Annotated in this window: 9 protein-coding genes and 4 pseudogenes; 6 read left to right on the forward strand and 7 right to left on the reverse strand. The window is 67.5% G+C overall.

Annotated elements, in window-relative coordinates; translation table 11 throughout:
- Positions 1-333 precede the first annotated feature (333 nt).
- The 3 genes from ACIPK4_RS37650 (at position 334) to ACIPK4_RS37660 (ending at position 3,272) form a co-directional block, all read left to right on the forward strand.
- Positions 334-1,443, forward strand: coding sequence for a DUF6236 family protein (locus tag ACIPK4_RS37650; RefSeq protein ID WP_402321813.1), 1,110 nt, complete (start codon positions 334-336; stop codon positions 1,441-1,443).
- Between the two features lie 649 nt (positions 1,444-2,092).
- Positions 2,093-2,449 (forward strand): hypothetical protein, encoded by a 357-nt coding sequence (locus ACIPK4_RS37655; protein ID WP_402321816.1) that lies wholly within the window; start codon positions 2,093-2,095, stop codon positions 2,447-2,449.
- Positions 2,450-2,843: 394 nt separating this feature from the next.
- A complete protein-coding gene (locus ACIPK4_RS37660; protein WP_402321819.1) occupies positions 2,844-3,272 on the forward strand; it encodes a DUF6086 family protein in 429 nt (142 codons plus the stop codon).
- On the opposite strand, the gene ACIPK4_RS37665 is transcribed toward ACIPK4_RS37660, so the two are convergent.
- The 6 genes and pseudogenes from ACIPK4_RS37665 to ACIPK4_RS37690 form a co-directional block, all read right to left on the reverse strand.
- Complete coding sequence (locus ACIPK4_RS37665) at positions 3,240-4,865, reverse strand: ISL3 family transposase (protein ID WP_402321822.1); 1,626 nt, start codon at positions 4,863-4,865, stop codon at positions 3,240-3,242. The genes ACIPK4_RS37660 and ACIPK4_RS37665 overlap by 33 nt on opposite strands.
- A 199-nt stretch (positions 4,866-5,064) precedes the next feature.
- Positions 5,065-5,620: pseudogene (tpg, locus tag ACIPK4_RS37670) on the reverse strand (telomere-protecting terminal protein Tpg).
- A 109-nt stretch (positions 5,621-5,729) separates the two neighbouring features.
- Positions 5,730-6,723: pseudogene (locus ACIPK4_RS37675) on the reverse strand (hypothetical protein).
- A 10-nt stretch (positions 6,724-6,733) separates the two neighbouring features.
- Positions 6,734-9,055: a caspase domain-containing protein gene (locus tag ACIPK4_RS37680; RefSeq protein ID WP_402321898.1), complete on the reverse strand. Its 2,322-nt coding sequence runs from the start codon at positions 9,053-9,055 to the stop codon at positions 6,734-6,736.
- A 63-nt stretch (positions 9,056-9,118) separates the two neighbouring features.
- Positions 9,119-9,541, reverse strand: coding sequence for a hypothetical protein (locus tag ACIPK4_RS37685; RefSeq protein ID WP_402321824.1), 423 nt, complete (start codon positions 9,539-9,541; stop codon positions 9,119-9,121).
- Between the two features lie 160 nt (positions 9,542-9,701).
- Complete coding sequence (locus ACIPK4_RS37690) at positions 9,702-9,872, reverse strand: hypothetical protein (RefSeq protein WP_402321826.1); 171 nt, start codon at positions 9,870-9,872, stop codon at positions 9,702-9,704.
- A 300-nt stretch (positions 9,873-10,172) separates the two neighbouring features.
- Between ACIPK4_RS37690 and ACIPK4_RS37695 the strand changes: the two are divergent.
- The 3 genes and pseudogenes from ACIPK4_RS37695 to ACIPK4_RS37705 form a co-directional block, all read left to right on the forward strand.
- Positions 10,173-10,355, forward strand: a pseudogene (locus ACIPK4_RS37695) (DUF6924 domain-containing protein); the annotation flags it as partial.
- 35 nt (positions 10,356-10,390) lie between these two features.
- On the forward strand, positions 10,391-10,594 hold the full coding sequence (locus ACIPK4_RS37700) for a DUF6924 domain-containing protein (RefSeq protein WP_402321901.1): 204 nt from the start codon (positions 10,391-10,393) through the stop codon (positions 10,592-10,594).
- 55 nt (positions 10,595-10,649) lie between these two features.
- Positions 10,650-10,784: pseudogene (locus ACIPK4_RS37705) on the forward strand (IS3 family transposase); the annotation flags it as partial.
- A 363-nt stretch (positions 10,785-11,147) separates the two neighbouring features.
- Here the strand turns inward: ACIPK4_RS37705 and arsM are convergent.
- On the reverse strand, positions 11,148-11,963 hold the full coding sequence (arsM, locus tag ACIPK4_RS37710; RefSeq protein WP_402321829.1) for an arsenite methyltransferase: 816 nt from the start codon (positions 11,961-11,963) through the stop codon (positions 11,148-11,150).
- Positions 11,964-12,016 lie beyond the last annotated feature (53 nt).

Here is a 12,016-nt window from a genome sequence, read left to right on the forward strand (position 1 = left end):
ATGGGAACGACGCGACGACATCCACGAGGCCTTCCTCGGCCTCGCCACCTGCCTCATCACCCACCGCCACGTCCGACGCCTTTGTTAGGACCTCTTAGCCCTGCAACCCCACCGATGTGACCTGTCAAACGTCCGATTGCCCCGTGACAGGCGATCTCGACCGATCGGCAAGTGATCTTGGCGCCCTGCGGATTTCGGCCACTCGGCCTTGACCGGAGGTGAAGAGGCGTCCACGACCGACTCACGTGGAGTCCCGGATGAAAGACGGCTCGCCGAGACAGAATGCTCGGGGGGTCGGCCCCGGGATGCGGCCGACTAGGGGAGGAGCGGAAGGTGCGAGACATTGGCCTGTACTACCCGTACATCCACTTCCGCGATGAGCGGTGGCTCAAGGCTGCGGCGCTGTACTGGCCGCGGATGGCCCGGGTGGTTCCGACCGGGTATCCGGTGGCTGACACGGAGACCGCCCGCGTGTTCGACGACGAGCTCGGATTCCTGATTCCGGTGCCCCCGGATGCTGCTGCCCACGCGGTGGCGCCGCTGTTCCTGGAGGTCCTGAACGCACACCAGGAGCGCCTCGCGACTGCGCTGGCGGGATCCACGGCCCGAGCGGCGGTGCACTGGGACGAGATGGCCCCCGAACTGCGCGACGCGCTGCGTAGCACCGGCTTGGCTGCCGAGAGCGTCGCATACCCGCCCGGCGGGGGCCCGCTGCTTCCCTGGCTGGCCATGCATCCGCGCCTGGTGTGGATCTACAAGTGCGTCCTGAGCGCGCAGGCTGCCGAGATGGGACAGTTCACCCCCGTTACCGATCAGGACGACGCCCACCTCCAACCCCACAGGTGGTCCGTCGACCGCCTCCTGTCAGCACTGACAGGCACACCACAGGGCGACGACACCCTGCCCGACCCGACGAATGCGATGGGACTGCTGGCGATCCGCACGGTGCTGCCCCGCGACCTGAACGCGGTGGCGGCCGGCCGAATCGCAGCCGTACGCCGCCGCCACCAAGCGGAGTTCGAAACCTTTCACGCCGCCATCGGCGAAGCCATCGACCTTCTGCGCGACCGGCTGGCTGACATCTCCCTGCCCGTCGCACGGCTGGAGTACACCGCGCTCGAAGTCGAGCGCCGCTTCGAGACGCCGCTCATCGAACTGCGCCGCGCACTGAAGGGCGCGCGAATCGACACCGTGTTCAGCGCGGCCCACCTCAAGTTCGACCTACCGGCAGGCCTTGCGGCAATTGGCGGCGGCGCACTGGCCGGACAACCCCTCATCGGCACCGCTGCCGGTGCCGCCTTCGGCCTCTCTTATCTGCGCCAGGCGGCCGGTCAGCACCGAAACGAACTGCGCAGCGCCGCCCCCGCCGCAAGCTACCTCCTCAGCGTCGAGCAGGCCCTCGCGCCTCAATCGCTCCTACGGCGTCTTGTCCTACGTAGGTGACCTGCCGACTGGGGCAAGGCGGCGCGACCGGATCGGCGCCACTGCAATTGATCTCGCACGGCTGAGGGCGGCTGGTTGACAGTCAATTGGATCTACGTGGTAGGGGTCATCGGCGCCGTCGCATTGGCGATCTTTGGCATCTTCACCGTGCAACAGACCACGGGAGGAAGCAGCAACACCTGTTCCGGCTCCGTCTGTGGCGACGGCAACGACAACAACCAGGTCGTCCCCACCACCACCGGCCATTGAGAACTCCGGCCTGGATGCGACGCATCATGCTCTGGAGCCTGGGTGCCTGCGCCACGGCCGGGCCTCTGGTCGCCGGCTGCACCCAGTGCACGGATTCGGTGTGCGGGAACAACAACGACAGCAACTCGATCCACCCCCCGTCCGCCCGAGCCCCCGCCGACCCTGCGACGCGTCGCCCGCATCGGAACCGCCGACAGGGCCGTCATACCCCACCACCATCCCCGGCACCCCCTACCACGCGCGGAATCCCGGCCCGTGCGACACCGGCGTTGCCTCGTGGACCTCGGGCAAAGGCAAGATTACCTGCGGGAGCACGGGGAGCCTGTTCACCGCGCAGGGCGACGCGACGGCGTACTTCACCCCGCTCAAGCCGATCGCCTCCGCTTACGAGTCCAGTTTTGTGGCCGCCGACCTGAAACCCACCACCTGCGTAGGCCTGCTCGTCCGGGACAGCCGCTACCTGCTCCACGCCTGCGCGGAGGGCGGAGTCGGCATCGTCCGCTACGACCAGGCGCCCCTGACCCTGGCGGCGCAGGGCTTCGCGCGCCCCAACACCTACATAGAGCTGTCGGCCAGGATCGAAGGAACGAAACTGTCGGTCACCGCCTACGGCAACAACAACCCGGGGACCATCAGCCTCTCCGCCGACGACCCGACCTACCGGGCGGGCGACCGCCTCGCGATCGTCGTGTACACGGTGAACGCAGCCCCGGCCTCCGCCCGCGTCTCCGACTTCCGCTACGTCCCCCGCTCCTGACCACATGAGCGCTGACTCCACGCCCGCCCGCAGGTGACTTCCCCTGCGGTGTTGCAGTCGGCGGGTGGGGGGCGGCGGCGGTAAGGCCTGCCAGGCCGATCACCGCGAGGGTCACCCGGGTCTCGGGGAGCATGACTGGACGACGTTGACCGACGGGGTGAGCATGACGCCCAGGCCCAGTCCGATCAACGGCAGGCCGGGAGTGAAGGCCTGCCCATCACCGTGATCACGCCGAACGCCCGGGCCCTCGAAGCCATGTCAGTGAACAGGAGCGTGGTCAGGGTTGGCTTCGTTCACCTTCAGTGGCTCTGGCTCACTTTCCGTGGAGGGCTGACTGACCGTAATGTCATGTGCTCGCGATGCTGGCTGGTATGACCAGCAGAAAGAGGTTGCATTGAGCCAGTACTACGACATGGGCGACCAGACACTGTGGAACCCGTCCAACGGAGCCTCCAGGCTGTTCATCAGCCAGGTCAGTGTCTACCAGGCCGAACTCGGTCTTCCGTCCGGCATTGGTCCCATGCAGGCTGACGAGTGCCAGATCGACCCTCTCGTGTTCAAAGAGTTCGTCGACGCCCTGATCGCGTGGCACCGGAGGACGAGTCACGCAGTCATGACTGCCCTGTCCGAGGGCTTCGTCGCCACGGTGTTGGTCTTGGCGGAGAGGGCAGGCATTGAGGTGAACGGGCTGTCGACAGGTTCCGCCGGGGACAGCGGCCTCAAGGATGTTCAGGTCCCTGCGGTCCCGATTGCCTCTGAGGAGGCGTGGGCGGCCGCCCTTCAGGACAAGTCACGTGAGTTGAGCCGCTTCATGGCGGCTTGAGTAGAGCAGGACGCGCTTGCGGAGGAGATCGAAGCCGGCTCGGCCGAACATCTGGCGCTTGAGCATCTTGATCCGGTTGACGTGTCCCTCGACGACGCCGGAGCTCCAGGGCAGGGTGAGGCCAGCGATGACGGCGTCGCGGTCACGGTCGATGCCGGCGGCGAGGGTGTGGAGGCTGGGGAGGTCGTCCTGCCGGACCGCGTCGAGCCACTGAGGAAGCCGTTCGCCCTGGCGCTCGGTGAGCATCTGGCCGAAGGACCGGACGTGACTGGTGAGGGCGTCGAGTTCGGGGCAGTGGACGAGGACGGCCTTGAGCCGAAGGCGGTCGGTCTCTGTCAGGGACTCGGGGCGGCGGAGGATCCAGGCGGCGACGACGCGGGGTGACGGCGGCCGAGCTGTGACGGAGCCGGGAGAGAGCCGCTTCTCCCGGAAATAGGCGCGAACGCGCTGGTAGCTGCCTTGATAGCCGAGCGGCACAATCTCCTCCCACACGGTCCAGGCGTTCGTGCAGCCCTGGTTCCAGCGGTCGTCCAGGTAGGGCTTGAACGCGTCGAGCTTGGACGGCCGACCCTGCCACTGCCCGTGGAAGAGGTCTTCCGGGGTGGCTGCGTTGGCAAGGAGCTTGACGGTGCGGGATGTCATGTGGAGCTGGCGGCCGATCGCCCTTCGGCTGAGCCCGGCGGCCAGCAGTCCGTGGACGGTCGCGTGCTTGGCGCGGGTGCGGTCGGCGAAGCGGTGGCCGGTGGGCCAGGGCGAGCCGGTTGGGTCTTGGACCATGTCGGGCTGGGCGGCTGGCTGGGCAGGGTCGGGTGCCAGTACCCGCAGGCAGCCCCGGTGGTCGGCGGCGCATCGCTCGGCGGCCTCGCTCAGGTTGTGCCAGAGATGCCACCTGTCCGCCACTTGCACTGCCTGGGGTGTCCCGGCGGTGGCGCCTTCGGCGAAGAACGGTGCGCGATCTCGGCAGACCACCTCGATCCCTGGCCGTTTCGCGAGCCAGGCGGCCAGGCTGTATGCCTCCCGGTCGGGCAGCAGGTCCACCGGCCGCCGGCTTTCAACGTCGACCAGGATGGTCCCGTAGTTGCGGCCCTTGCGGGTCGCATACTCGTCGACCCCGACTACCCGTGGAGCCGGAACCTGAGGGTCGGGCAATGCATCGACCAGCCGTAGCACTGTGCTGCGGCTGACGGGCACTCCGAAGACTCTGGCCAGCCGGGCACCGGCCCGGCCAGCGAGCGCGAGGCCGACCGCGGCCAACGTCGACCGCAGTCGCTCGGTCCGCCTGCCGTAACGATGGGTCAACCCTGACAGCTGTTCCGCGAAGGTCCGCCGTCCGCACGAGATGACCGGGCAGAGGAACCTGCGGACGCGTAGACAGAGTGCGACCTGCCTGCCTCCGCTGGGCACATCAGCGGGAAAGCGCAGGTAGGAGCTGTGGATTCGCCGTGACCAGCTCCCGCAGTCGGGGCAGTCGGCCCCAGCCGCCGTGCTTCGGGCCGCTATGTGTACCGCCTCGTCGTTCACGTCGACCGACAGCACTGCCACATCGGCGATCGACGGGAACAGCAACTCCTCCAGCTGGAGCGCCTCTTCCACGGGCCGACCTGTCAGACACGTCGCACCCGGTACGGCTCAGTTACGGGCAACTTCCGCAGAGCTCGCTCGCTCGACAACCGTCACTCAGCGTGCATGCTCCACGGAAAGTGAGCCAGAACCCGAAGTGGTGAACAGTTGCTGTCCCGTTTTTCGTGAACAAAGCCACCGTCGCGCAGCCCCCACCCAGTTGGTCCATGAGCTAGGGGTCGAACTCGATGTGGTCGAAGTCGGTGAACTCCACCAGGAGGCCGCCGGCGCGGCGGCCGCGGTCCTGGAAGTAGATCTCCTGCAGGCCCTCGGCGGCGGTGTCGGGCAGCTGCTGCTCGCTGGCGCCGGCCTCCTGGGCGTCGTAGAGACGGCCGGCGAACTCGGGCGGCAGCGCGACGGTGAGGTGGCGCATTCGTCCGTCGTCGGTGGTGCCGGGGGCAGCGGTGTAGCCGAAGCGGGCCCGGGTATCGATTGACGATGCCGCCGGTGGTGGCCGCCGTCTTCTCGGCCTTGGCGCGGATCTGCGGTTGCCACTTCTTCTTGACCTCGCGCTCTACGCGGTCGGCCAGCTAGGGACGCGGCTTCTTGATCTGGTCCTTGACGTACCGCTCGACGGTGCGCTGGGTGATGCCGAGCGTGGCCGCGGCGGCCTTGGTGGACTTGTACTGCTTGACCAGGTAGCGCATCTGGGCGCCCGCCGACTTCGGGATCGAGCGGGTGAACGCCTTCTGAACTGCCTGGTTGAGGCCGTCCCCGAGCTGTGCCATCGCGGTCTACTCCTCGCCGTCGGTGTGAGTGATGTTGCCGTCCTTGATGTACTGGGCGAGGTGCACCGCTGTCCGGTGCCGTTCGATCCCGGCGCTTCTGGCCAGTCCGCTAGAAGAGCCCGGCACGCATGTGCTGGGTGAGGTTTTCCGGAATCCCCCGCAACCACGGACGGCCGGCAGCCGGACCAGGGTGTGCTGAAAGACGCCCGAATCGGCCCTGAACGAGTACCGAGGGCGCGGTGCGGGCGGGTCGTCGCGGAGGACGCCGTCGGGCATGCCGCCCGACGCGGGGAGCGGCAGGTGCGGCTTGGGGAAGGCCAGCCACAGCCACACCCCGAGCGGCAGAGGCACCAGGTAGGCCGAAATCCCTGGGCTGGCCGGGGTCCACGTCTGTCCGGTCTGCGGATGGGTCGGCACCAAGAGGATGTCCGCATCCGCGTCGGCGGCGGGCTGTCCCGGTCCGGCCAGAACGGCGTGCCGTGTCGGCGGACCTGCAGGCAGCAGGGCGTCGAGAGCGCGTTGGAACACTTCCTTGCCCAGACCGTCCGGGACGGCCACCGGCTCGCCTTGCGAGGCTGCTAGCAGGTGGCGAGTGCCCGGCCGACCTCGGCCTCCCACTGTGGGCTCCACGACCAGAAGTGGTTCGGCCCGAGCCGCGAGTTCCATGTGGCGATTGGCTCGAACGGAGGCATGGACTTCCGTTCCTCCAACAGCTCTGCCCAAGTCAGTGGTACGGAGTCGGCGCCGCCGACGGTCAGGCGGCGTACGGCGTTGGGCGCGAGCGACACCGCCTGCCAGTGTGAGCAGTCGTCGATTCAACTCGCCACGGGCAGGCCGCACCGCTCGCAGGCCATGTTGGGGCCGTCTGCGCCGTCGAGGCCGCAACAGTAGCCGCCGGCCCTCTCCGGGATCAGCACGGTGCCGCGGGCGTAGATTGGCGCGTAGATGCCGCGGGCCACCGCCTCATCCGGATGAATCTCGTCCCATCTCCGCCACGGCGGCCCCCGGGGCTCCGGGTCCTCAGCGAACGTGCCCGACTCCATGAGCACTGGGAGCTGGATCCCAGGCCCCCACCTCGGGCTTGTTCTCCAAGACGTCCCCAGTCGGGAGGGATCACGTCTCGCGCGGCTTGTGGGGTTGCCAGGCGGCTCCGGCGAAGTGCTGCAAGGAACGGTCTAATTGGCCTGGAGTGACCATGATTGAGGTGATCCCGGCCGCTTTGCACCTACTTATCCGCACCCCGCCGGACCAGGGTTCGAAGCACTTGCCCCATCGCCATCTGGGTGGAATCCGCGCCCCGTCCCTGAACCAGACGACCAGGGTCGCGACGGACTCAGCAGCACGGTCGGGACGCACTACGGACACGCGGCTCACATCTTGCCAGGGGACGTGGGTGCGGCGCCGCCCCGCCGACAGAGTGAAACCGACCTGGTCTAACTTGAGTTCAAGCTTCGGCCGCAAGAGGAGGGCGAGGAGCGGTGAGCACATGGCAGCAAACACCCACAGCGCTAAAACGTCGCTCTGCAATGTCCACCTCCACATCCCGACAGCGAACAGGACGGCTGGCAGAACCCACGCCGTCAGAGAGGCCGCCGGTCCCACGAACCGGCCCGAGTAGCGTGCCTCCACATCCGGCCCCGCGTGAGCCAAGTCCGACTCCGCCGTCTCACCCTGCCAGCGCGGTCCGGCGAATCTGTGGAAAGCCGCAGAAAACTCCGGCACCGTGAAGTCGATCAGGTTGAGATCCATCCTGTAGGCGCCGGTCACCGGGTCGTAGGGCAGCGGCCAGCCACGGGCCGTCGACGGTGTACGCACTCGGAGATAGAAGACTTCGTGCGACTCGTCCCAGACGAGCCTGACGTCGTCGATGTCCTTCCAAGGCCGGCGCACCACACGATGGAGGAAACGGAGCCGCAGCCCCCACTCGTCGATATGCAGACCGACTGGAGCAACGGTGAAGGCGACGGTCAGCAGGGTGGCGAGGGCGGCACATACCGTGAACACCCGAGAGCCGGCATCGCGGATCATGTACAAGAGAAAGCCGCTGAACAGCGCAGTCAGGAACAGGAATCGGAATTCCACGTACCGTCCGAAGCGGACGCTGGTCTTGCCTCTCATGCCGTACGAGTCATCCCAGAGCGCGCCGGCGTGCACGGTCGTCGCCGCTGCGACGAAGTACGAGGGCTCCTGCAGTCGGCGTAGATCGCAGAAGACCAGATGCTTGCCCTGACGGTCCATATGGGGATGCCATGCGCGGCGTCGCGGTGGCACGAATCCGCCGCGGGGACGGATGAGGAGCAGATGTGGGGAGCCGCGTCGGCGGGCGATGCGAACGGCGGTGACGGACTGCACCTCGTCCCAGCGCAGCATCGTCCGATCCGTGCCGATCAGCAGATGCAACCCCTCTTCGTCTACGGTGAGTTCGTACGTGCCGGGAACGTACTGCACCGCGTACGGCGTGAAGAAGGAGAGCGTAATCACGACCGGCCAGGTAAGGCCCATGACGTCGAGCCAGACCCCGCTCGGCCCCTCCCAGCCCATCACGCTGAAAGCTATGAGGGCGCCGATCAGCGGGCCTGCCGTGACCATTAAGGCGATGCCGCGCTGCCACGCGGCCCGCCTCCGGTTCGTGCGGAAGCAGTACGCCTCGTACCGTTTCCGGCTCTCGATCGCAGAGCCCGGGCCGCGTGCCTCGCCCCCCGGCTCCTCTGCTCGCGGCGGCGGTAGGGCTTGTGGATGGCGGTTTGGCGAGAGCGCCAATGTGCCCACGCTGTCGGTGCCCTGCTGGCGCGGCTGCGGGTCGAGAGTGCGGCGAAGCTCGTCGAACAGGTGCTGCAGGGTGAGGTAGGGCCCGGCGCCTGCGATGCCGTCCTCGAGCAGGCCGATGAGCGCCCCTGTGAAGACCGTGTACCGCTCGCCGGAGCGCGCGATGGCCGGCATGTTGGCGGATGTGGCAGTAAGGGTGTATGCCCCGCGCGTCTCGGTCTGTGCCAGGGCAACGGTTTCTGCAGTATTAGCGCCCGCCCCCATCGTGTCGACGATCGCCCGGCCGCTGTAACAGCAGTCGAGAATCACCACTCGGTTACGAGCCCGGGAGGATGCCACTATGTCGCGGATCTCCGCGAACCGCACCGCCGAGTAGCGAGGGTCATCGGGATCGCTGTGCTGCAGGGCCAAGTACAGCTCGTGAGAGTCCGACTCGATTAGGCCATGCCCCGAGAAGTAGACGAGCAGCAGATCCTCCGCCTCGCGTGCTGCCGTGCGCACCGCCATGCACACCGCGCGGTCAGAGCGGGCGTCCAGAAACGCGAGGCAGTGCTCGCCCGGCAGGCCGAGACCCTCGCGCAGCAGGCGGCCGAAAGTGCGCAGATTGCCGGTGACGCCCGGCAACTCGGACAGGCCGGTGGCCGCGGCGTATGAACGCGTTCCGATCATCACTGCGCGCGTCCGTTGCGGATCTGGCAGCCGTGTCCCCGGCGGCGCTTGGGGCCGCATGATTCAGTCCCGGGGCGAGGCGTCGTCGAGGATGCGGCGGATCAGCGCCTCGGCGTCCTGGAGGTTGTCGGCCTTTATGCGCACTGACGTGCCCTCATCTCGAGTCAGCTCGATCTCAACCTCGGATCGCTGCTGGCGCAGCCAAATTGGCAGCGTCCTTGCCAGCACGGCGACGGTTCCCGAGCCGAGAGTGAGGAGCAGTCCCTCAAGCACGCCGGCGGCCATGTGGTGGGTACCAGGTGCGGCGCGTACCTGGGTTACGTGGCCCCGAAGCTCCGGCTCGTCAACGAGCCATCGCTGCAGGCGCTCCAGGTGAGTGACGTGGTCGCTGTCAGGCACACCGCGCATATCGCCCTTTCCCACCTGTGTGCCACCACGCCCAACCGTGCCTTCGCCTGTGGTATGCGCAGTAAGCAGTACCTTCATTCTCGATATCCTCCCCTGGGCTCCCTTGTAACTATCCATAATTCAGGGTGTGTTGCAGCTATCGCGGAACATGTGGCTTCATCGCAGGGCGACATGAGGCTTGATGTCCGATTTTCGATGTATGCGGGACAGGCGGGCAGGTCGTGGCGATGTCGGTCGACTACGGCCGAGGCTGGGTGAACAAGCCTGGCTCGGTCTCGGCCGGGATCCCGCGGTCGGCCAGCCGCTTGAGCGCGAGGCGGACGTTGTTGATGTTGTTGGGCCCGACCGCCACGTCCATCGCCTCGCACACCTGCCGCGCACGCAGCGGATGGTCGGCCGCGGTGAACACCGCCGTGATCTGCTGGTAGGCCGGATGGTCCGGCAGTTCCGGTGCCAGCAGCGCGGCGCTTGCGGGTCGGGCAGCGCCAGCAGTCTCTTGCGGGTGATCCGGACTTCTTCGGCGGCCTGGCCGAGTTCGTCGAGCTGGGCGGTCAGCTGCGTGATCTGTTCCCGCGTTGTCTCGGCCTGCGCGGCTAAAAGAGCGTTTTGTCCTGGCGGGGGTGTTTGATATCGCCAGGCGGTTTGGAGGAGCTCCGCAGGTGCGGTGGGTGCGACGGTCGATGTCAGCGGCGGGTGCGAGGATCACGGGATGCCTCTGCCTCAGTCTGATGATCTGACCTCGCTGGTGCTGCGTACCGACTTCGGTGACGACGGCGCCTGGGATGCGGTTCGAGCCGCGCTCGACGCGGCCGACGGGTACTGCCATGCCACGTATGTCAGCGAGCTTCGCTTCGCCTGTGTGGGGGTCCGGGCATTGGTGGATGAAGAGGCTGCTGCGGATGAAGAAGCCTCTTCATCCAGGTCTTCCTGGCCGACGCGGCCACGATGGGGGATACGCATCACCCGCTCCTGGCCGTGGACCTCTCGGACGAGCCCGGGCGGACGTTCAGGCTCCCTGCTCAGTGGTTCCCTGATGTCTCGGCCAACCTGAGCATCGCCAACATGGACTTTGCGGAGTTCGCCGACGCTGCTGACGAATCAGGGACCTTCCGCGGGTTTGACGAGGGCTGACTCGATACCGTCCAGGCCTGTCCGGGCGAGCTATGTGCCGCGCCAGTCCACCTGCGAGGAACTACGGATCGCGATCGTGACCTGGATCGAGCGGACCTACCACCGCCGTCGCCGGCAAGCCACACTCGGCCGACTGACCCCCGTCGAATTCGAGACCATCATGACCACACCGGCCCTCCGGGCCGCGTGAGTCAACCTGTCACCCGAACCTGCATCAGACCCGTTGTCGTAATCACGGGCCGGTATGGTCACCGTCGGTTCTTCGTGCGTGGCGGGTATCTCGTCCTGCTGCTTCATCGGCGCCCCCTCTTGCTTGACTACGGTCGCATGGGCCAACTTCATCACAGAGAGCCGCGTTTGAGTTCTTCCGACTGTGGCGTGCGCCTGCACCTCGACCTCGGTTCGCCAAGTCATGGGAGTTGGGTACATCCGCCGGGGCGCCCACGTCACCGTCCGCGGACTCCGCTCCCGCAGTCACACCCGGCAGAAGCCTTGGCCTCACCGACGGTGGTGCCCTGCGTTGCGGCCTCCTCGTTATGGGTGCAGCAGGCGGTCACTCCACAGCAGGCGCCGTCGGAGGTCGCGGGGGCCGCGGTGACGGCTTGACGGGCTTGACGGGCTTGACGGGCTTGACGGCGCGAACGATGGCGGAGTGCATGCCGTCGGCGACGGCGTGGGTCGGGGTGATCGAGATGTCCGTGAACCCGGCGACCTCCAGCCCTTCCCGGTATTCGGCGAAGGACAGGGCGCCTGCGATGCAGCCGACGTAGTCGCCGCGCTCGGCACGCTGCTCGGGGGTGAGGGTGTCGTCGGCGACGACGTCGGAGACGCCGATCCGGCCGCCGGCCTTGAGAACGCGGAAGGTCTCGGCGAAGACGGACGGCTTGTCGGTGGACAGATTGATCACGCAATTGGAGATCACCACGTCGATCGTCGCGGCCGGGAGCGGGATGGCCTCGATGGTGCCCTTGAGGAACTCCACGTTCGTCGCGCCGGCCGTCGCTGCGTTGGCCAGGGCGAGGGCGAGCATCTCCTCGGTCATGTCCAGGCCGTACGCCTTCCCCGACGGGCCCACCCGGCGGGCGGAGAGGAGGACATCGACGCCGCCGCCGGACCCGAGGTCCAAGACGCGTTCGCCTTCGTTCAAGTCGGCGACGGCGGTGGGATTACCGCAGCCGAGGGAAGCGGCGACGGCCCCGGCAGGCAGCTCCGCGCGGTCGTCGGCGGCGTAGAGGGTCGAGCCGAAGTTCTCGTCGACCTCGACCGGCCCGGGCCCGCAACAGGCGGTGCCGCCCTCGGTGACCTGCACGGCTGCCGCGGCGTAGCGGCGGCGGACAGACTCCCGCAGGTCAGTGGACTGCTCGCTCATGACGATGACTCCCATCGGACGAGGCCCTGCCCGATAGGCTCGGGACCATGTCG

This window comes from Streptomyces sp. NPDC086989 (genome assembly GCF_044745505.1).
In the GTDB taxonomy this organism is placed as follows: domain Bacteria; phylum Actinomycetota; class Actinomycetes; order Streptomycetales; family Streptomycetaceae; genus Streptomyces.

What these genes read in the sequence shown, in the direction of transcription:
- ACIPK4_RS37685 (WP_402321824.1), bottom strand. Translation starts at nt 9,541, where the DNA reads ATGAAGGTACTGCTTACTGCGCATACCACAGGCGAAGGCACGGTTGGG.
- ACIPK4_RS37680 (WP_402321898.1), bottom strand. Translation starts at nt 9,055, where the DNA reads ATGATCGGAACGCGTTCATACGCCGCGGCCACCGGCCTGTCCGAGTTG.
- arsM (WP_402321829.1), bottom strand. Translation starts at nt 11,963, where the DNA reads ATGAGCGAGCAGTCCACTGACCTGCGGGAGTCTGTCCGCCGCCGCTAC.